The organism is Streptomyces sp. NPDC026589, assembly GCF_040638385.1.
In the GTDB taxonomy this organism is placed as follows: Bacteria; Actinomycetota; Actinomycetes; order Streptomycetales; family Streptomycetaceae; genus Streptomyces.
In genome coordinates this window covers 1-19,592 of the sequence record NZ_JBEZYG010000023.1, presented here as the reverse complement: position 1 = coordinate 19,592, position 19,592 = coordinate 1, and the positions used below count along the sequence as shown (strand labels likewise).

At 74.3% G+C, this 19,592-nt stretch carries 14 protein-coding genes and 1 pseudogene; 9 read left to right on the top strand and 6 right to left on the bottom strand.

Annotated elements, in window-relative coordinates; all coding sequences use genetic code 11:
- The first annotated feature begins 1 nt into the window (after nt 1).
- The 4 genes from AB0F29_RS31530 to AB0F29_RS31515 all read left to right on the top strand — a co-directional run bounded on the left by AB0F29_RS31530 (nt 2) and on the right by AB0F29_RS31515 (nt 4,451).
- Nucleotides 2–934: a M56 family metallopeptidase gene (locus tag AB0F29_RS31530; protein ID WP_361879237.1), complete on the top strand. Its 933-nt coding sequence runs from the start codon at nt 2–4 to the stop codon at nt 932–934.
- A gap of 320 nt (nt 935–1,254) precedes the next feature.
- The gene (locus tag AB0F29_RS31525; protein WP_361879234.1) at nt 1,255–2,631 is read left to right on the top strand and encodes a hemolysin family protein; all 1,377 of its coding nucleotides are present in this window, start codon (nt 1,255–1,257) and stop codon (nt 2,629–2,631) included.
- Nucleotides 2,628–3,665 (top strand): hemolysin family protein, encoded by a 1,038-nt coding sequence (locus tag AB0F29_RS31520; RefSeq protein WP_361879231.1) that lies wholly within the window; start codon nt 2,628–2,630, stop codon nt 3,663–3,665. The genes AB0F29_RS31525 and AB0F29_RS31520 overlap by 4 nt, the downstream gene beginning before the upstream one ends.
- Before the next feature lie 9 nt (nt 3,666–3,674).
- Entirely contained in the window at nt 3,675–4,451 is a 777-nt protein-coding gene (locus tag AB0F29_RS31515; protein ID WP_361879228.1) for a uracil-DNA glycosylase, read from the top strand.
- Nucleotides 4,452–4,640: 189 nt separating this feature from the next.
- Here the strand turns inward: AB0F29_RS31515 and AB0F29_RS31510 are convergent.
- Nucleotides 4,641–5,290 (bottom strand): annotated as a pseudogene (locus AB0F29_RS31510) (FAD-dependent monooxygenase); the annotation flags it as partial.
- 142 nt (nt 5,291–5,432) lie between these two features.
- Here AB0F29_RS31510 and AB0F29_RS31505 point away from each other — a divergent pair.
- Nucleotides 5,433–10,358 carry a HEAT repeat domain-containing protein gene (locus tag AB0F29_RS31505; RefSeq protein WP_361879225.1) on the top strand — a complete coding sequence of 1,642 codons (4,926 nt, stop codon included), beginning with the start codon at nt 5,433–5,435 and terminating at the stop codon, nt 10,356–10,358.
- Between the two features lie 32 nt (nt 10,359–10,390).
- On the opposite strand, the gene AB0F29_RS31500 is transcribed toward AB0F29_RS31505, so the two are convergent.
- Nucleotides 10,391–10,954: a DNA polymerase ligase N-terminal domain-containing protein gene (locus tag AB0F29_RS31500; protein ID WP_361879222.1), complete on the bottom strand. Its 564-nt coding sequence runs from the start codon at nt 10,952–10,954 to the stop codon at nt 10,391–10,393.
- 270 nt (nt 10,955–11,224) lie between these two features.
- Between AB0F29_RS31500 and AB0F29_RS31495 the strand changes: the two genes are divergently transcribed.
- Together AB0F29_RS31495 and AB0F29_RS31490 are read left to right on the top strand one after the other, a co-directional pair.
- Entirely contained in the window at nt 11,225–12,130 is a 906-nt protein-coding gene (locus tag AB0F29_RS31495; RefSeq protein WP_361879219.1) for a glycoside hydrolase family 16 protein, read from the top strand.
- Between the two features lie 104 nt (nt 12,131–12,234).
- Nucleotides 12,235–13,218, top strand: a complete 984-nt coding sequence (locus AB0F29_RS31490; protein ID WP_361879216.1) for an aldo/keto reductase — start codon at nt 12,235–12,237, stop codon at nt 13,216–13,218.
- Nucleotides 13,219–13,281: 63 nt separating this feature from the next.
- On the opposite strand, the gene AB0F29_RS31485 is transcribed toward AB0F29_RS31490, so the two are convergent.
- The 4 genes from AB0F29_RS31485 to AB0F29_RS31470 all read right to left on the bottom strand — a co-directional run bounded on the left by AB0F29_RS31485 (nt 13,282) and on the right by AB0F29_RS31470 (nt 16,412).
- A complete protein-coding gene (locus AB0F29_RS31485; protein WP_361879213.1) occupies nt 13,282–14,493 on the bottom strand; it encodes a serine/threonine-protein kinase in 1,212 nt (403 codons plus the stop codon).
- 265 nt (nt 14,494–14,758) lie between these two features.
- On the bottom strand, nt 14,759–15,451 hold the full coding sequence (locus tag AB0F29_RS31480; protein ID WP_361879210.1) for an HAD-IA family hydrolase: 693 nt from the start codon (nt 15,449–15,451) through the stop codon (nt 14,759–14,761).
- A gap of 37 nt (nt 15,452–15,488) precedes the next feature.
- Nucleotides 15,489–15,998, bottom strand: a complete 510-nt coding sequence (locus tag AB0F29_RS31475) for an Lrp/AsnC family transcriptional regulator (protein ID WP_361879207.1) — start codon at nt 15,996–15,998, stop codon at nt 15,489–15,491.
- Nucleotides 15,999–16,088: 90 nt separating this feature from the next.
- Nucleotides 16,089–16,412, bottom strand: a complete 324-nt coding sequence (locus tag AB0F29_RS31470) for a hypothetical protein (RefSeq protein ID WP_361879204.1) — start codon at nt 16,410–16,412, stop codon at nt 16,089–16,091.
- Between the two features lie 311 nt (nt 16,413–16,723).
- On the opposite strand from AB0F29_RS31470, the gene AB0F29_RS31465 reads away from it, so the two are divergent.
- Both AB0F29_RS31465 and AB0F29_RS31460 read left to right on the top strand, forming a co-directional pair.
- Nucleotides 16,724–18,235 (top strand): FUSC family protein, encoded by a 1,512-nt coding sequence (locus tag AB0F29_RS31465; RefSeq protein WP_361879201.1) that lies wholly within the window; start codon nt 16,724–16,726, stop codon nt 18,233–18,235.
- A 120-nt stretch (nt 18,236–18,355) separates the two neighbouring features.
- Nucleotides 18,356–19,411: a lactonase family protein gene (locus tag AB0F29_RS31460; RefSeq protein ID WP_361879198.1), complete on the top strand. Its 1,056-nt coding sequence runs from the start codon at nt 18,356–18,358 to the stop codon at nt 19,409–19,411.
- Nucleotides 19,412–19,592 lie beyond the last annotated feature (181 nt).

Genomic DNA, 19,592 nt, shown 5'->3' with positions numbered 1-19,592 from the left:
GATGGGCGTCTTCGTCTACCTGCCTCTCGTGCTGCCCCTGACCGCGTTGCCGATCGCACGCCTGGTCGAACAGCACCTGCACCCCCGCAGGGCCGCCCGGCTGCTGACCACGGTCGCCGTGATCCTCGCCTCCTGCTCCCTGGTGTGTCTGGGACTGCTGGTGGTGGTGGGCACGGCCCAGCTGCCCGGCAACCCGCTGCCCGACGGCTGGTCCGACGCCGAGGTCCGCGAGGCCGTGCCGCACGACGCGTTCGCGGGCAAGGCGTCCATCCTCGCGCTCGTCGTCGTGACGGCGGCCTGCGCGGTCACCGTCCACCGCCACTACCGCTTCCGGGCGCGGGCCCACCGGACGCTCGCGGGCCTGCCGGGCGGCGATGTCGCTGTGCTGCCGGACGACGTCCCGTACGCCTACGCGCTCCCCGGCTCCCCGGGGCGGGTGATGGTCTCCACGGCGCTGCTCGCCTCCCTCGAACCGGCCGAGCACCGGGCGCTGTTCGCCCATGAACGCGCCCATCTGGCGGGACGCCACCACCGGCTGCTGCTCGCGACCCGGCTGGCCGGCTGCGTCAATCCGCTGCTGTGGCCGCTGCTCGGGGCCCTGGTCTACAGCACGGAGCGCTGGGCGGACGAGGAAGCGGCCCGGGTCACCGGCGACCGCCGGCTGACCGCACGCGCGGTCGGCAAGGCGGCGCTCGTCTCCCGCCCGGTGCCCGGCGGCGCGGCCTTCGCCGCCTTCGCCGCGGCGGGGCCCGTACCGCGACGGGTGGCGGCGCTCCTGGGCCCGGTACCGCCGGACGGGGGCTGGCCCCCCGCCCTCACCCCGGCGGGTGTCGCCGCGCTCGTCGCCGCGGCCGGGACGACCGTCTCCGCGCTGTCCGCGCTGAACGCGGCCGTCGCACTGTTCCTCGTCCTGGAGGCGGCGACACCGCTGTAGCCCGCCCCTCGGGCGGGCACCCGGTCCGGAGTCGCGAAGAGCGCCCCGACGCCTGTCGCTACAGGGCTGTAGAGTTCATCAGCCGCGGAACGCGGGCCCCGTCGACGGCGGTTCCTCACCCGCCCGGCATGCAGAATCATGCCCGGGTGCTCACCTCCCGCCGGAGTGCGTCCCACTCGAACCCATGGCTGGAGAACCCAGCCGGACAGGAGCCACGCGTTGTCCGCCAGTCCGGGCCCCTCAGGGCCCGACCCCCACAGTCACCGACCCGCGGCCCCGGGCAGGGCCGCCCGCCGCCTCCCGCGCGGGGCGGGTGACCGATGACCTCCGCCCTGCTCGGTCTGCTGGCCGTGTTCGTCCTCACCGCCGGGACCGGCTACTTCGTGGCCCAGGAGTTCGCGTACGTCTCCGCGGACCGGCTGACCCTCGGCCGGGAGGCGGCCGCCGGGGACAAGAGAGCCGCCCGCGCCGTGAAGGTGCTGGAGCGGCTCTCCTTCATGCTGTCCGGCGCGCAGCTCGGCATCACCGTCACGGGACTCGTCGTCGGCTTCCTCGCGGAACCGTCCGTCTCCGCCCTCCTGCGGCCCGCCCTGAGCGGCACCGGCCTCTCCGACGGCCTCGTCTCGGGCATCTCCGTGGCGCTGTCGTTCGTGGTGGCGACCGTCATCCAGATGGTCCTCGGCGAACTCGCCCCCAAGAACCTCGCTCTGGCCGTGCCCGAGAGCATGGCGAAGTCCCTCGCCTCCTCCACCCTGATCTACCTGCGGATCGTCGGCCCCGTGGTCCACGTCTTCGACGGCGTCGCCAACCGGCTGCTGCGCCGCATCGGCATCGAACCGGTCGAGGAGCTCCACCACGGCGCGACCCTGGAGGAGCTGGGTCACCTCATCGGTGAATCCCGCGAACAGGGCGAACTCCCGGCCGCCACGGCCGAGCTCATGGACCACGCGCTGGAGTTCTCCGAGCGGAACCTGGGCGAGGTGATGATCCCGCGCGCCGACGTGGCGTTCGTCCGCCGGGACGCCCTCGCGGCCGAGGCGGTCGAGCTGATCGCCCGGCACGGGCACTCCAACTACCCGGTGCTCGGCGACCACCCGGACGACCCCGCCGGAGTCCTCGGTGTGCGGGAGCTGATGCGGCTGCCCGCGGCCGACGTCGGGCGCACCACCGTCGGCGCCCTGGCCCGCCGCCCCCTCCTGCTGCCGGAGCTCCTCAGGCTCCCGGCGGCGGTCGCGCAGATGCGCGAGCGCGACGACGAGTTCGCCGTCGTCCTCGACGAGCACGGTGGCCTGGCCGGGATCGTCACGTACGAGGACATCGCCGAGGAGCTCGTCGGGGACATCGCCGACGAGTCCGACACCGTCGTCGAACTCGCGGTCGCCGACGGCTCCGGCTGGATCGTGGACGCGGGCCGCCGCCTCGACGAGATCGAGGAGGCCACCGGCGTCGCACTGCCCCAGGAGAGCGAGGACTACGACACTCTGGCCGGGCTGATCATCGACCGGCTCGGACGCTTTCCCACCGTGGGCGACCGCCTCACCGCCGGCGCGATCCGCATCGAGGTGCGCACCCTCGACCGGCACGTCGCCGAGTACGTCCGCATCGAACCCACCGAACCCACCGAACCCACTGAACGTGTGGAACCCACCGGACCCACCGGACCCACCGGACCCACCGAACAGGAGCCGCAGGCATGAGCTTCCCCATGGCTCTCTTCGTGACGGTCCTCCTCCTGATCGGCAGCGGATTCTTCGTCGCCGCCGAATTCGCCCTGGTCGCCTCCAAGCGACACCGCATGGAACAGGCCGCCGCCCGGGGGCAGCGCGGGGCCAAGGCCGCGCTCGACGGGATGCGCGAGCTGTCGCTGATGCTCGCCGGAGCCCAGCTCGGCATCACCATCTGCACCCTGGGCCTGGGCTCCGTGTCCAAGCCGGCGATCTCCCACGAGCTGGACCCGCTGCTGGAGCGGCTCGGACTGCCCGCGGCCCTCAGCTACGGCATCGCCTTCGCACTGGCGATGACCGTCGTCGTCTTCCTGCACATGGTGATCGGCGAAATGGCCCCGAAATCCTGGGCCATCGCCCACCCGGAGCGCTCCGCGATGCTGCTGAGCCCCGCCTTCCGCGCCGTCGTGGGCGCCGTACGCCCGCTGATCCGCGTGCTGAACGCGATCAGCAACGCCCTCGTGCGGCTGTGCCGGGTCACCCCGCGCGACGAACTCGCCTCAGTGCACAACCGCGACCAGCTCACCCACCTGATCGAGGAGTCCGAGCGCCTCGGGCTGATCAGCAAGGGCGACTCCGGACTGATGACCAGGTCTCTGACCGAGCCGGGGACCCCGGTCTCCGCGCTCCGGACCCCCGTGGAGCGGATCGCGACGGTTCCGGCGGACGCCGGGCTCGACCGGATCCTGGCCACCGCCGCCGAGGCCGACCGCACCCGCCTGCTGGTACGCGACGGGGAGGAGATCCTCGGATCGGTGCACGCCCGGGACGCCCTTGTGGCCCGCGCCGGAGGCCGGGACGTCCTCGCCCGCGACCTGGCCCGTCCCGTACCGGAGCTGGCCCCCGACGCGACCGCGGCACACGCCGTGGAGCAGTTGCGCGAGCGGCGGGCCACGATCGCCGTCGTACGCGACGGGGCGGGCGGGCTCACCGGGCTGGTGAGCCTGGACGACCTGCTCGCCCGGCTGCTGCATCCCCCGACGGCACCGGGGCGGGCCGGGAAGTAGCTTGGAGGCATGGACGAGGCGGCGGACCCGGTGGCGGCGGCCGACGACCGGGGATTCCCGGCGCGGCACGCGCCCGCGTGCACCGGGCTCGCCGAGCTGGACGTCCTCGTCCCCCACTGCCGGGCCTGTCCGCGGCTCGTGGCCTGGCGGGAGGAGGTCGGCGGGGTCAAACGCGCCGCCTTCCGGGACCAGGACTACTGGGCGCGACCGGTGCCGGGCTTCGGCCCGACGGATGCCAAGGTGGCGGTGGTGGGGCTGGCGCCCGCGGCCCATGGCGGCAACAGGACCGGGCGGATGTTCACCGGTGACGCGACCGGCGACTTCCTCTTCTCCGCGCTGCACACGGTGGGCCTCGCCTCGCAGCCGTCCTCGGTCCACGCCGAGGACGGGCTCCGTCTGCGTGGCGTGCGACTGACCTCGCCCGTGCACTGCGCGCCTCCGGAGAACCGGCCGACGCCCGAAGAACGCGACACCTGTCGTCCCTGGCTCGCGGCGGAGCTGGACCTGCTGAGTCCGGGGCTGACCGCGGTGGTCGTCCTCGGCGGCTTCGGCTGGCAGGCGCTGCTTCCGGCCCTCGCGGAGGCGGGGTGGGAGGTTCCACGTCCGCGCCCCGCCTTCGGTCATGGCGCCCGGGTCGTGCTGCCCGCCACCGGGCGTCGACAGGAGCTGCATCTGCTGGGCAGCTACCACCCCAGCCAGCGCAACACCTTCACGGGCCGGCTGACCATGCCCATGCTGGTCGACGTGCTCCAGGAGGCTGCCACTGTCGCTGGGATCGCCACCTGAGACAGTCACTGTCGCTGGGACGGCCACCTGAGACAGCCACCGCCGCTGGGATCGCCACCTGAGACAGCCCGGACGTCCGGCCCCGTCGCGGGTCCGCGTCGCCCGTCCTTCGCCCACCGCCCCGTCAGCGCTTATGGGCCCTCTGCCGCGCGGGCCCCGGCCTCGGCCTCGGGGCCGGGACGAGGCGGAACGCCGGGGGTCCCGCTCCAGCCCCAGTGCCAGGGCGAGGCGGGCGGAGGCCCCGTCGGCGGCGATGACGACCGGCGCGCGGAAATCGACCGGCTCCGGTACGCCCGGGGAATCCGAGGACGCGGCGACCCCCGTGACCCGGCCCGCCCGGTCCGTCAGCGGGCGCTCCGCCTTCCAGCCGCTGTACAGCCGGGCCCCGGCCGCCACGGCGTGCCGGGCCAGGATGTCGTCGAAGTCGTGCCGGCTGCGGGAGACCCGACGTCCGGATAGCGACCCAGCGCGGGCCAGTCGATATGCATGCGGTGCTCCCCGGCCACTCAGCGCATACCGCGGACACGCGTCCAGCCCCGTGCGGTGATGTCGACGCCCATCCGGATGAGCTGGTGCACCGCGCGCGGGGTGAGACCGTCACCGCACACCTTCTCCCGGGGGATGCGGGCCTTCTCCAGGAGGATCACGTCCACTCCGGCCCGCGCCAGGTGATACGCGGCCGAGGAGCCGGCCGGCCCCGCCCTCACCACGATCGCCTGGGCGTCCTCTCCCGTACGGGACGCCTCCCGCGCGTCTTCCGTACGGGGAGTCTCCCGCGGGGCTCCCGTACGGGGAGTCTCCCGTGCGTCCGTCGTCGGGTCCGGCGGCAGTTCGCGCATCACCACCCCTTTCGTCCCACGGGCCGTTGCTCCTGCCAGGGCGGCGGCCCAGGGCAACATCATCGATCAGGACGGGCCGACGCGGAACCAGGCGTCGGAAAACCTCGGGCGGCCGGGTGACCAGGCCGTCTACGCTCCGTCGGTGACCACTGCGCCGGACGAAACGATCATCGACGCCCTCGACCGCGCCGACGCCGCTCGCCTCGCCCGGCGCCTCGACGCCCGCACCTGCCCGCCGGAGCTGCTCGGCCGGATGGTCCGGCACCCCGCGCCCCGGATAAGGCACCTCGGCCTCACTCTCCTCACCGAACGTACGGATATCCCGGGCATCCCGGACTCCGGGGGCGGGGAAGAAGACGCGGCCGGAGCAGGTCATCTTGCCCTGGTGGCCCGCCTGTTGCCGGATTCCCCCGGGGCGTTGCCCGAGGAGTCCCTTCTGCTCGCGGGGATCCACACCCGGCTCGCGGCGCGGAAGCCGCGGCCCCGGCTGCCCGACTGGCGTGCGGTCGCGCTGCCCGCCCGGGTACGGATCGCCTGGCTGCGGGCGGAGATCCTCGGCGATCCGACCGTCCTCCGCACGGAACCGACGGGCGAACTCCTCTACCGGGCCGTGCGGGAGAGCGAAGCCGCCGGGGCGCGCCGCCCCGACCGGCTGGTGGCCGAACTCGTCGACACCGGGGACCCGGTCCTGGGGACCGAGGCGCTGCGACTGGCCCGCGACGGGCTGCACGCCGGACTGCTCGCACCGGCGTTCGTACGCGGCCGGCTGGTGCGGCTGCTCGACTCGCCCGACCCCTACGTCGTCACCGATGTGCTGCGCGAACTCGCCGAGCCCTGGGCTGCGGTCACCCCCGTGGACGCACAACCGCTGACTCGCTCGACGAGGGCCCTGGACGGCCGGTCCGCAGGCCGCGACGGGGCGTCGGCCGCGCTCGCGGCCGCCGCTCTCCTCGCCGCGGCCCGGCACGATCACCCCACGGTGCTGTGGAGCACGGCGGAGGATCCGGCCGAGGCTCCGGCCCTGCGCGGGCAGGCCGTGGAACTCCTGGGCGAACGGGCGGGACGCGCCGATGTCGGCCGCCTGGTGGCCCTGGCCGCGACGGACCCCCTCCTGCTCGCCGGGCCCGTGCTGACCTGTCTGCGGGCACTGCACCGGCGTGGCCACTTCCCGGCGGACCCGCACGTCGGCCCGCTCCTCTCCCTGGCCCTGGCCGACCACACGCTTCCGGCGGAGGACCTCGCCACGGTCCTCTACACCTCCCGTCGCCCGCTGTTCGACGCCCTCACCGACGCTCCGCCCACCGCCCCGGACTGGCCACGCCGCCTGGAGCTGCTCATCGCCCTGTCGCGGCAGGGGGCCGCGGACGTCCCCATCGGCGAGGCCGTCACGCGACTCCTCCCGGCGGCCCGAGCCCCGCGCCCGTTCCTCGCCGCGATCCGCGTCCTGCGGCCGGCGGCCGCCGAGGAAGCGGTGCTGGCCCTGCTTCCCACGGCCCCGTCCGCCGCCCTGGACGCCTTGGAGGCCATCGGCGGCGACCGTACGCGATCGGCGCTGGCCCGCGCGTTCGGCATCGGCGGCCCGGCGGACGGACCGCCCACGGCCACCGACGGCCCACCACGCCTCCCGGTCGCACCCGAACTGCGCCCCGTACGCGACCGGCCGCTGGCACTCCTGTGGCACCTCACCCGCCGGCCCGGGCAGCGGCAGGAGCTGCTCGCCCGGCTCGCCCCCCAGGACCTCCCGCGCGCCGTCGAGGCCGATCTCGGAGCCCCCGACGAGCGGGAACTGGCCGTCCTGCGCGCTCGTGTGGACGTGGACGACCCCGTGGGGGCCTTCTGTCGGATCGCGGCACACGCCGGTACGGGAACCGTGCCCCTGGAGGGTGTCCCCCTCGCTGACCTGCTCCTGCGCATCGTGCGCGACCTCGCCGCCGGCCGACTCCGGCCGGGGACGGTCACCCCGGGCCCCGGCTTCGCAACCGCGGGACCGGCCCGCCCGGACGGCGAACCGGAGCTGCCGCCCGAGGTGCTGGACGCGATGCGCGCCCACGGGAGCCGGTTGTGGAGGCGGCGGCGGATCAGGCCCGTCTGTCTGCTCGACGCACCGGACGAGACCGGAGCGGGTCACGCGTACCTCACCGCCACGGTGCTCGGCCTGCTGGAGCGGCCCGGGCTCACCGGCGGCGAACGGGCGGTGCTGCTCAAGGCGTTGCTCCAGGTCCCCGCGACCCCGTCCACCCGGGCCCGGGTGCACCGTCTGCTGCGCGACCGCGACCCGCACGTGCGCAAGCACGTCATCGCCCTGCTGGCCCACGACGCCTCGGGCCAGGACGCGCGGGCCCTGTCCGCGACCCTCGTCCCGCTCACCCGCGACCCCGACATCCGCACCGTGCGCGCGGCCCTGTCGGCGCTGGGCGCGGCACGGGCACGCTGGGCGGCCGAGGCGGTCGCCGGCTGTCTCCACCACCCGAACATGAACATCAGGAAGACCGCGGCGGCCACCCTCGTCGAAGCGGGCGCGCCCGCCGCCGTCCCGCATCTCCTGCGGGCGCTCGGCCGCGACGACAACCCGGGGCTGCGGTCCGCGCTGACACGGGCGCTGCGCACCGTCGTGGGCCACGCCTACGCCGCGACCCTCCTCGCCGCCGCCGAAGCGGCTCGCGACGAGCGCAGCCGCCGCCTCCTGCTCCGCGCCCTCGACCACGAGGTGACCGCCCGCGCCGTGCTCGCCCTCGACGTGGGGGGATCGCCGGTCGTCCCCGCCCTGCTGGCGCTCGTCGCCGACGGCGGGGTGCGGCTCGCCGCCGGCTCCGTCCAGGACCTCGCGGAGCCACTGGCCCGGCACGGTGTGCCGACGCCGCCGTCCGCCCCGGGCGGGCCCCCGGACGGGGCCGGCCCCGAGGTGGCGGCTCTGCTGCGCTCCGGCTGGGACCCGGCGACCGCCCTGAGCGTCGCCCGGCGGACCACGCCCCCGGAGACCGTTGCCGCCCACGAACGCCCGGCGGCCCGCGCCCTGTTGGGCCACTGGCTCGGCCTGGCCGACAGCACCGTCGAGGCCGGGCTCCGCGGCCGCCTCCTGCGGTGCGCCCTGCGCCTGTGCCCGGGGCCGTGGTCCGCCGACGAGGTGACGGTGCTCGCCCGGCACGCCGATACGGTGACCGACGCGTTCGACGCCGCCACCTGCGGGGGAGCGGCGGGCCGGCCTCCCCGGGCCGCAGCCGCGAGGCCGGAGGCATGGTCGGCCGGAGAGCTGACCGACCTGATCGAGGTCCTGCACGCCGTCGCACCGCACCTGTCCGCCGGCCGGCGTTTCACCGTCGTCGAAGGACTTCGCGCCCTGCCGCCCGCCGGCCCGGACAGCCTGCCCCGGCCCGGAACCGCCGCCTCCGCCCTCACGCTGCTCCGACAGCTGGGCGCGGTGCTCGTCCGCGCCGATCTCGACCGGGCCCTGGACACCGCCCACCTCGGCGCCGACCCCTGGAGCGCCGCGCCCGCCGTGCTCCGGGAGGCGTTCGGCGTACCGGATGAACCGGCGTACGTCGACATATCAGCTTCCTGGCGCGCCGAGTTGGCCGAGTCGGTACGGACGCCCGAAGCACTGGCGGAGTTCCGGGGACGCGATGTCTCCGCCGGTGTCCGGCCCCGGAGTGCCGCAGGTGCGGACAGTGTCGGGCGTGCTCCTGCCGCGACCGAGTCCCGAGAACTGCTCTCCGCGCTCGTCGAGGCGTACCCGAAGGCCGCGCCCGATGCGCGCGGGCGGCTCGTCGACTGGATGACCGAGCTCCAGCCGATCGACGCACCCGAATGGACCATCGCCGAGACCAGGGCGGCGCGCACGGCCTCCGGCGCCTCGTCGCGCCCGGTGCGGGCGGACGATCTCGACCAGCCCCGGTCGGCCGCCCAGCGGACCCGGCTGCTGGCCATGCTGGACGCGAAGCGGCCGGAGCGCCGGACCGCCGCCGCGCGGGCCCTGCTCGACCGGCCGGAGCCGGGTGTGGCGCGCGCCGTGCTGCGGGCCTATCTGCGCGGCCGGATCGACGTGCTTCCCGACACCGCCGCCCTGGATCTCCTCGCGCACCCGGAGGGCCACGCCGGGGCCCACCCCGCAGAGGGCTGCGGCCGGCATCCCGCCGTCGTGGAACTGACCTCCCGAGGGGTGTTGCCCGAGCGGGCGTTGCGCTGGGCGGCGCGGCTGCCCGAGGACGAGCTGCCCCCGCTCGTCCCGCTGGTCGTCGGGTGGTGGGAACACGGTCCGCCCGCTGTGCACGAGGCGGCCCGCACCACGCTGCGCAACGTTCCCGCGGACGTCCTCGCCCACCACCTGGCACCGCGCGTCGAGGCGGGCGACCTCGGGCTGCTCGACCTGCTGATCGGGCGGCCGCTGCTCCGGACCCCCGTGCTGACCGGGGCCGGGCGTCGGCTGCGTGCCGAAGGCCGTGATGCCCTGGCCGACGCGCTCGTCCTCGTCGACGGCCCGTTGCGCACACCCGGGGCCGCACACGAGGACGTCGTCGCGCTCGACGCTCTGCGCACCCCGTTCCGGAGCCCGACGGCCGCCCCGGCGGGCCCTCCGTCGCTGCCGGAGCTGCTCGACCTCGCCCGTACGGGAACGCCCGAGCGGACCCGCCAGGCCCTCACCCGCCTCGTCGAGGAGCGCGGACCCGCGCCCGGAGCCGGTCCGGACCCGGAACTGCGCGCGTGGATCGAGGAGTTGCTGAGCCACCCGACCGCCGGAGTACGCCTCCACGCACACCGGACCTCGCGCGCCCTGTTCGACCCGGACACCCATGCCCGGCTCACCGCGCTCCTGCTGTCCGACCCCTCGCCCGACGTGGTGCGCATGGCGGCGCGGACGCTCGGCCGCGCCGGCTGGAAGCCCGCGCTGCCCGACCTCGCCCGGCTCCTCGACCACACGAGGCCGGGGGTCCGGAGAGCGGCCCGGGACGCGCTCGTCGGCTTCGGCGACGTGGCGGTCCCGGTCCTGCGCCGGACGGCGGCCCACGCCCGGCCCGACCGGCGGCCGCTCTACACGGACGTGCTCGCCGAGATCTCCGGCGCGGGGGCCTGACGGGGCGCCCGGGCGTCACCCGGGGCGTGCGGTCAGCCTCCGGCCCTCCGGGACGCCGCCGCGGCGACCTGGTGCAGCGTCCGCCCCGTACGGGCGGACCTGGCGTGGTACGGGTCGGGGGAACCGGGCCTGCCGCGAACGGCCAAGCGGTCGTTCGCCTTGATCAGCAGCCACGCCTCGTGGCCGCCGCTGTCCGGCTCGTCGCCCTTCCGGATGCGGGTCAGCGCGAACTCGCCGTGCAGTTTCGACCCGTACAGCCAGAACGTCGCATGGCCGAGCGCCAGGGACTCGGAGAAGGGGACGGAGTCGCCCTGCCCGTCGTGCCCGAGCGGCCGGTAGGTGCCCTGGTCCCAGACGATGACCGTGCCGCTGCCGGACTCGCCGTGGGGGATCACCCCTTCGAACTCGCGGTACTCCAACGCGTGATCCTCCGTCGGCACGGCGAGCCGGCGGTCGCTGGGGTTCTCCGACGGCCCGCGCGGCACAGCCCAGGACTTCAGTACGCCCTCGACCTCCAGCCGGAAATCGAAGTGCAGGCGTCGCGCGTCATGGATCTGCACGACGAAGTGGGGCCGCGGTGTGCCGTCGTTCTCCACGTCGTGCTCCCTTCGTGCCCCGGCCCGTCGCACCGGCCCGTGTTTCCACTCTGCGGCTGCCCGGCACGAACCGCACGATGAGCCGGCCGCCTTCAGACGCATATGCCCATGGGGCATGCCGTTCCCCTTCCGGTCCGGACCGGGTTATTGACGGCTCCTGCGGCACTCCCTTAAATCAAGTAGTGAAGTATGTGCCCGAGGTGATCGCCCCAACCGTTCATCTCTCGGCGCCGATCTGTCATGCACATGCCCCCCACGTGAAGTGATGTGATGACCGTGCACCCCACGCACCCCACGGCGCGCAGCGTTTCCCGCCGCCGCCGCGTCGCCCTCTGCGCCGCCTCGCTGCTCTGCTGTTCCGCCATCCTGACCGCACTCCCCGGCGGGGCGTCCGCCGCACCGGCCGCCGGCTCCCCGGCCTCCGGACCCGGGGCGCGGGCCGTCGCCTTCGAGGACCAGTTCGACGGACCGGCCGGCGCCGCCGTGGACGGCGGCAAGTGGCAGACCGAGACCGGCGACAACGTCGACAACCACGAGCGGCAGTACTACACCCCGGGCAACGACAACGCCGCGCTCGACGGCCGGGGCAACCTCGTGATCACCGCCCGGAAGGAGAACCCGGGCAGCTACCAGTGCTGGTACGGAACCTGCGAGTACACCTCGTCCCGGCTCAACACCTCCGGCAGGTTCGCCGCCGCCTACGGTCACGTCGAGGCCCGCGTCAAGATCCCGCGCGGCCAGGGCATCTGGCCCGCGTTCTGGATGCTGGGCGACGACTTCGGCAACGTCGGCTGGCCGAACAGCGGCGAGATCGACGTGATGGAGAACGTCGGTTTCGAACCCGGCACCGTCCACGGCACCCTGCACGGACCGGGATACTCCGGTTCCGGTGGCATCGGAGCCGCGTACACGCTGCCGAACGGGCAGGCGTTCGCCGACGACTTCCACACCTTCGCCCTCGACTGGGCGCCCGACTCCATCACCTGGTCCGTCGACGGTCAGGTCTTCCAGCGCCGCACCCCGGCCGACCTGGGCGGCAACCAGTGGGTGTTCAACAAGCCGTTCTTCCTCATCGTGAACCTCGCGGTCGGCGGCTACTGGCCGGGCGACCCCGACGCCAGCACACGGTTCCCGCAGCAGATGGTCATCGACTACATCCGGGTGACGACCGACTGATCACCGGCCCGCCCCGGGGCGGGCCCCGAAACGTGGACGGCGGCAGAGGTGCTCCTGCCGCCGTCCACCCACCCCCGGCCCGCGAGCGGAATAGTGTGATCCTCATGGAACAGCGCACACTTGGCAGGACCGGCCGTGACGTCTCGGTCGTCGGACAGAGCACCTGGCAGCTCGGGGGCGACTGGGGCGAGGTCGCGGAGGACGACGCGTTCGGAGTCCTCGACACGGCCGTCGTATCCGGCGTCACCTTCTTCGACACCGCGGACGTGTACGGGGACGGCCGCAGCGAACAGCTCATCGGCCGCTACCTCAAGAACCGCCCCGACGCCCACGTCCTCGTCGCCACCAAGATGGGCCGCCGCGCCGACCAGGTCGCTGAGAACTACGTCCTGGACAACTTCCGTACCTGGAACGACCGTTCCCGCGCCAACCTTGGGACCGACACGCTCGACCTCGTACAACTGCACTGCCCGCCCAGCGGCGTCTACTCCTCCGACGCCGTCTACGACGCCCTGGACACCCTGGTCGCCGAGCAGCGGATCGCCGCCTACGCCGTGAGCGTCGAGACCTGCGCCGAGGCGCTCACCGCCATCGCGCGTCCCGGCGTCGCGAGCGTGCAGATCATCCTCAACCCGTTCCGCCTCAAGCCGCTGGACGAGGTGCTCCCGGCGGCGGCAGCTGCGGGCGTCGGCATCATCGCCCGGGTGCCGCTCGCCTCGGGCCTGCTCTCCGGCACGTACACCCAGGACACGGTCTTCGGCCCCGAGGACCACCGTACGTACAACCGGCACGGCGAAGCGTTCGACCGGGGCGAGACGTTCTCCGGCATCGACTACGCGACGGGCGTCGCCGCGGCCGCCGAGTTCGCCGAACTGGCCCCCGAGGGCGCCACCCCCGCGCAGACCGCGCTGCGCTGGATCATCCAGCAACCGGGCGTGACCAGCGTGATCCCCGGCGCACGCTCGGTGGAACAGGCCCGCGCCAACGCGGCGGCAGCCGCCCTGCCGCCGCTGCCGCAGTCCACGCTGGACGCGGTGCGGGACCTGTACGACCGGTCGATCCGCGCAGAGGTCCACGACCGCTGGTGACGGCGGGCGGGGCCGGCACGATCGGGGCCCCGGCGGGTGAGGAGGAGCGGGAGCGGGCGGGACTCAGTCGTCCTGCTCGTCGTCCCCGCCCTGCCGACCACCGTCCTGCTGGTCCTGTTGGCCCTGCGGGTTCTGCCCGCCTTGTCGGTCCTGCTGCTGCCCGCTGCCGTCGCCGACGTCCTGCGAGGGGCCCGAGGACGGACTCTGATCCGGTGTTCCGGCCGAGCTGGAGTCCGGGGAGAAAAGGATCATTCCGAGATACACGGCGGCCAGGAACGTCGCCGTGCCCGCGATGACACTGGCCACCCTGGGCCGACGCCGTATCGCCTCACGGGTACTGCGACGACGAGCCGGAGCCGATCGGGCCGACGCCTGCCGTCTTCGCCCCGTGGGCCCCGGAAGCCGGTACGTCGTCGGGCCGACCGGCGCCGGCGGCCCGGCGGGGGAGGGCTTCGGGGCCATGGGGGCGGTCGCCCGGTGGGACGTGGGCGTCTGCAAGGGGAGGGGCTCCGGCCGGCCGCGCCAGGCGTCGGTGCGGAACCAGTCGGAGACCTGCTGCGCGGTGGGCCGCTCCTCCGGTTGCTTGGCCAGCAGCCCGAGGAGATACGAGTCGAAGGCGGCGGAGATCTCCACGCCCCGCTGCCGCAGCGGGACCGGCGGGGTATCGACATGCTGGTACAGCGTCGCGGTCGCCGTGTCGGAGCGGAACGGCGGCTGCCCGAGCAGCAGTTGATAGACGACGCAGCCCAGGGAGTACATGTCGGACGCGGAGTCGGCGGTACGTCCCAGCGCCCGCTCGGGGGCCAGGTAGAGGCTCGTGCCGACGATATGGCCGGCCGTCGTCAGCGCGGTCGAGGGGTCGTCGACGAACTGGGCGATCCCGAAGTCGCCGATCTTCACCGAACCGTCCGCGTCCAGCATCAGGTTGCCCGGCTTGATGTCACGGTGGACGATGCCCTGGCGGTGCGCGGCGGCCAGCCCGGCGGCAGCCTGACCCGCGATCAGGGCGACCTGTTCGGGATGGACCCGCTCCTGGGCGGCCAGCAGGTCCCCGAGGCTCTGCCCCTCGACCAGCTCCATCACGAGGAAGAACCGGTCCTCCCAGGCCCCGAAGTCGAACACGGCCACCAGGTGCGGATGGCTCAACCGGGCGGCGGTCTGCGCCTCCAGCCGGAAGCGGGCGGTCGACGAGGCGTCCGCCTGGTCCCCCAGCAGCAGCTTCACGGCCACGGCGCGTCCCAGCACCTCGTCCGTGGCACGCCACACCTCGCCCATGCCGCCACGACCGATGGGGGATACCAATCGGTACCGACCAGCTACCAGCACCTGTACACCTATCTCGAATGGCGGCCCGCTCCGGCTGCCGGGCCCCGTGGTTCCCGGTCTCCGGCGGAGCCCGGGGCGGAGCGGCGAACGACATGATCAGGATATCGGTCCGGCGGGGTCCCGATGCCCCGACGGGCCTTTCGCCGGGCTCTGCTGACGGCCCGGTACTCCTCCGCGCCCGCCCCGGCGCCGGGAGCGCCCGCCGGGCCCCGGTTCAGTCGAGCAGCCGACGGTACGCGGCATCGGCCGTGAACGCGGACTGCCCGCCCCTGAAAAGCAGTTCGGCGGTCCCGAACGCCGGGTCGGACGCCGTCCCCGGCACATAGGGGACGGCGAAGCACCGCATGCCCGCCGCGTACGCGGCCGCCGCTCCGGGAGGGGCGTCCTCCAGCACCACGCAGTCCGCCGGCTCCGCCCCCATCCGTCGGGCCGTCTCCAGGAACACGTCCGGCTCGGGCTTGCCGTGCGCGACCTCCTCGGCGGAGACGTACAGCGGGATGTACGCGTCGAGCCCGGTCACCGCGAGGACCGCCCCGATCGCGGCCCGGGACGAACCGGAGGCCACAGCCATCGGCACCCCGGCCGCGTGCAGGCGCTCCACGAAGACCCGCATCTGTGGGAAGACCTCCGTCGACGCCCCGGCCAGCTCCAGATACAGGGCGTTCTTCCCGGCGAGCAACTCCTCGACCGGGGCGTCGATCCCGTACTCCGCGCGCAGGACCGTCAGCGTCTCCCGGGTGCCGATGCCGATGAACCGGGTGTGGGCCTCCCAGTCGAAGTCCCGCACCCCGTACCGGGCGAGCAGCCGGCGCCCCGCCTCGAAGTAGTTCGGCTCGCTGTCCACCAGCGTCCCGTCGAGATCGAAGATCACGTGCGGGCCGGGCGCGGTCACGGGGCGGGACGTCATGGCCCCAGCATGCCGCAGTCCCCAGTGGCGGGTCCGGTCACCCCCGGCCGGGTGCGGGGCCCGGCCGGTCCCGGCCGCCCGCCGCGCGTCCCACGGATTCGACCAGCGGCAGCATCCGGTGCGCCACCCGCTCGCGGAGCGCCACATCGGTCCGGGTCCTGACGACCCCCGGGAGCTGGATCAGCCGTTGGATCACGTCTTCCAGATGCCCGGCGTCCCGGGCGACGACGCGGGTCAGCAGATCGCCCCCGCCCGTCGTCGAGAACGCCTCGATGATCTCGGGCACGGCCGCCAGGGCGTCGCCCACCTCGACCAGATGCCCCTGCGTGACCTCCAGGTGCACGAAGGCGAGCACGGGATGGCCGAGCGCGGCGGGGGAGAGGGTCGGCCCGGTACCGGTGATCACACCGTCGCGCTCCAGCCGGTCGAGCCGGGCCTGCAGCGTGCCGCGGGCCACGCCGAGGATGCGCGCGTACTCCCGGACGCTGGTACGCGGCTGCTCGATCAGCAGGCGCAGGATCCGGGTGTCGAGAGCGTCCACCGCCATGATCCGCAGATCTCCTTCCGAGCCGTCCGGTGCGGCCCCGACTGTACCCAGGGCGAGGGCCCCGCGCCGCCGGGGCGGTACGACAGCGCCTCACCCGTAGAACGACAGCAGCCAGGCCATCAGTACGGCCGTCAGGACGAACTGGGCCACGGCGGCGCCCCAGTACCGTCCCCAGCACAGCGCCGGCCCCACAGCCGCCAGCACGCCGCCGCTCACCAACAGCTCCGTTGCCGGAACGGCGGCTTCCGCACCGTTGTGCGCGGCGGCCCAGCCGCCGATGCCGACCACGAGCCAGGCGTAGCCGCCGACGAGCGCGTCGAGCGGCAGCAGAGCCAGGAACACCAGGAGGTTCGCCCCTCCGCTCCGTGGTTCGCGTTCCTCCCGGGCCCCGTCCGCGTGCAGGTCCATGTCCATGGCGGCATGGTGTGCCGCCCGTCCCGTCCGGGGGATGAGTACGCGTACTCATCCCCCCGTTCCCCCCGAACCGGAGCCAGGCCGTCCGGTGCGTTCGTCCGCCGCGCGTGCGGTGGTGCCCGCCCCGGGTGGTCCGTTGGTACGCCGGTGGCCGAACGTTCACGCGATCTGCTGGGCCATTGGTGCAAGGTTCTCCTCCCCGTTTGATCCAAGAGCCCGATAGATGCTGCAATGGATCCATCGATGGCGCTGCGGACTTCCGCGGCGCCTTTTTCATGCGAGTCCTGCGGAGACGCGGAAGGGGCGGAAGTGTGCTGAAGAGGGTGTTCGTGGCGCCGGACCCGGGGCGGGTGCGGCTGCGCTTCGCCGGCCGTGGGGTTCTCGGCATCAGCCTCGCGGTCGCGCTGTGCGGCCTCGCCGGGCACTCGCTCGTGGCGGCCATCACGGGCGGCCTCGCGGCGCTGCTCGCCCTGTTCACCGTGACCGACCCGACGGTGCGCGGTCAGGCGGTCACCACCGTCCTGCTCCCCGTCGTCGGCCTGCCCGTCCTCGCCGTCGCCGCCGTGCTGCACGACCAGCCGGTCGCCCGCGACCTGATCTTCCTCGCCGTGATGGGGGCGGGCGTGTACGCCCGGCGCTGGGGGCCACGCGGGCACGCGCTGGGCGTCTTCGCGTTCATGATGCTGTTCGCCGCCCAGTTCCTGCACACCGTGCCCGGTCAGCTTCCCGAGCTGTACGTCGCCGTGCTGCTGTCCCTGGGGGCCTCGTCCGCCGTGCGCTTCGGCCTGTGGTGCTACGAGCGGCGGCTGCCCGTCGCGGCCGCTCCCGCTCCCCCGGAGGGCCCGGGCCCGCTGCGCATCACCACCCGGCAGGCCGTCCAGGCCACCCTGGGCGGGGCCTTCGCGCTGGGCCTGGGGCAGATTCTGTCCGACCAGCGGTGGTACTGGGCCGTGGGAGCCACCTGGTGGGTCTTCGTGAACACCACGTCGCGCGGAGAGACGCTCGTACGGGGATTCCGGCGGGTCCTGGGCACCGTGATCGGGATCGTCGCCGGCTTCGCCGTGGCCATCCCGCTCGACGGCGCGGGAGCCCCGACCGCCGCCATCGTCGCGGTCAGCGTCTTCGGCATCTTCTACACGGCGGCGGTCTCGTACAGCTGGATGATGTTCTTCGTGACGGTGATGGCCAGCATGCTCTACGGGGCGCTGGGAGTCCTGGACGCCGCCCTGCTCTGGCTGCGCGTCGCGGAGACCGCCGTCGGCTCCCTCGGCGCGGTCCTCGCCGTGCTGCTGGTCCTCCCCGTCACCACCCACGCCATCACCGACGCGTGGATCCAGAAGGCCCTGCGGTGCGTCCACGCCTGCACGGCGGAGGCCGCCGACCGGCTCGCCGGCTCGACGGTCGCCGACCCCGGCCCCCGCGTCGCCGAACTGGAGGTGCTGCTCGGCCGGGTCCGGCTCTCGCTCGCGCCGCTGGTGCACCCCCTGAGCCCGCTGCCGGCCCGCAAGGCGCGAGCCCGCCAGGTGATCGCGCTGCTGGACGACTGCGTGACCGAGGTCCGGGGCCTGGCCTCGATCGCCGCCGACCCGGACGCCTCGCACGACGCACGGCTGTCCGCCGCGTGCTCCCGCGTCGAGATGGCCGTCGAGGCGCTGACCGCGCCCGAAGGCTCCCGCGGCTTCCACCTGCCCGAGCTGCCCGGGGCCGCCGCCGACCCGGCCCTGGCCCACCTGCACGGCCTGGAGCGCGCACTAGCCGCGCTGGCGGCACCGCTCCAGGGCCGTGGCGGCCGGGCGCCGGCCGTGGCCCCCGAACCGGCCTGACCACCGGGGCCGCGGGCCGGCGCCGGCCGAGTCCTTCCGGCCGCATTGGTCTGGACCGCGGCGGGGTGCCTGCTACCGTCGGCCGTGAAGATCGCGGCGACGGTGAAGAGGGGTAGCGCGATGATCGGCAACAGCGCCGGGCGGGCATTCATAGGGTCGTTCACCTCGGCGGGCGGGCGCGGGATCACCGCCGCCGCCGTGGACCGGGACACCGGCGCGCTGACGGTGCTGGGGTCCACGGACGCCGTGCCCGACCCCTCGTTCCTCACGGTCGGCCCGGGCGGCGCGGTCCTGTACGCGGTCGGAGAGAGCGCCCCGGGCGTCGCCGCCGCCTTCGCCCTCGACGGCGAGGTGCCGGCGCTCCTGGGGCCCGTCCGCGCCGTCGACGGCGATGCGCCCACCCACCTCGCGCTCGCCGCGAACCACCTGGTCACGGCCAACTACACCTCCGGTAGCGTCACCGCCCTGCCGGTCCTCGCCGACGGCTCGCTCGGAGCGGCGGCCTCGGTGCTCCAGCACGAGGGCAACGGCCCGGACACCGGCCGCCAGGAAGCCCCGCACGCCCACCAGGTGCTCGCCGACCCCTCGGGTAACTGGGTGGTCAGCGTGGACCTCGGCACCGACTCGGTACGCGTCTGCGCCCTGAACCCCGCCACCGGCGTCCTGCGCCTGCACAGCGAGACCGCCGTGCGCCCCGGCACCGGTCCGCGCCATCTGGCCTTCCACCCCTCGGGCTCGTTCGCCTACGTCCTGGGCGAGCTGGAACCGACCCTCACCGTGTGCCGCTGGGACGCGGCCGCGGGCCGTCTCGACGTGCTCGGCGAGACACCGGTGCTGCCCGAGCACGAGGCGGCCGACGACGCGGCGCGCACCTACCCGTCCGAGGTGGTCGTCGCGCACGACGGGCGCTTCCTGTGGACCGCCAACCGGGGCCACGACAGCATCTCCGTGCTCACCCTCGACGAGAGCGGCGAGAAGGCGGCCCTGGTGGCCACCGTCGGCTGCGGCGGCCGTTGGCCGCGCGACCTCACCCTCGACCCGAGCGGCCAGTGGCTGTACGCGGCCAACGAGCACTCCGGGAACGTCAGCTGGTTCGCCGTGGACGCCGAGACGGGCGTCCCGCGGCACGCGGGCTCCGTCGAGGTTCCCGCGGCTTCCTGCGTCGTCCTCGTCTGACGGCGGTCGCCCAGGGGCAGCACGTTCGGCAGCGGTCGCCCGGGACGGTCGTGTCTGACGGCGACCGCCTCGCACGGCGCACCCTACTGCGGCTGCCCCGGGCAGGTATCCGACACCGGCCACCCCCGGACAGCGCGGCGGGCCCGGACAGGAGATCTCCTCCTGTCAGTCCAGCGAGAAG

Coding starts and splice junctions, on each gene's coding strand:
- AB0F29_RS31495 (WP_361879219.1), top strand. CDS start 11,225: ATGACCGTGCACCCCACGCACCCCACGGCGCGCAGCGTTTCCCGCCGC.
- AB0F29_RS31530 (WP_361879237.1), top strand. CDS start 2: ATGGGCGTCTTCGTCTACCTGCCTCTCGTGCTGCCCCTGACCGCGTTG.
- AB0F29_RS31485 (WP_361879213.1), bottom strand. CDS start 14,493: ATGGGCGAGGTGTGGCGTGCCACGGACGAGGTGCTGGGACGCGCCGTG.
- AB0F29_RS31520 (WP_361879231.1), top strand. CDS start 2,628: ATGAGCTTCCCCATGGCTCTCTTCGTGACGGTCCTCCTCCTGATCGGC.
- AB0F29_RS31475 (WP_361879207.1), bottom strand. CDS start 15,998: ATGGCGGTGGACGCTCTCGACACCCGGATCCTGCGCCTGCTGATCGAG.
- AB0F29_RS31490 (WP_361879216.1), top strand. CDS start 12,235: ATGGAACAGCGCACACTTGGCAGGACCGGCCGTGACGTCTCGGTCGTC.
- AB0F29_RS31525 (WP_361879234.1), top strand. CDS start 1,255: ATGACCTCCGCCCTGCTCGGTCTGCTGGCCGTGTTCGTCCTCACCGCC.
- AB0F29_RS31460 (WP_361879198.1), top strand. CDS start 18,356: ATGATCGGCAACAGCGCCGGGCGGGCATTCATAGGGTCGTTCACCTCG.
- AB0F29_RS31480 (WP_361879210.1), bottom strand. CDS start 15,451: ATGACGTCCCGCCCCGTGACCGCGCCCGGCCCGCACGTGATCTTCGAT.
- AB0F29_RS31515 (WP_361879228.1), top strand. CDS start 3,675: ATGGACGAGGCGGCGGACCCGGTGGCGGCGGCCGACGACCGGGGATTC.
- AB0F29_RS31470 (WP_361879204.1), bottom strand. CDS start 16,412: ATGGACATGGACCTGCACGCGGACGGGGCCCGGGAGGAACGCGAACCA.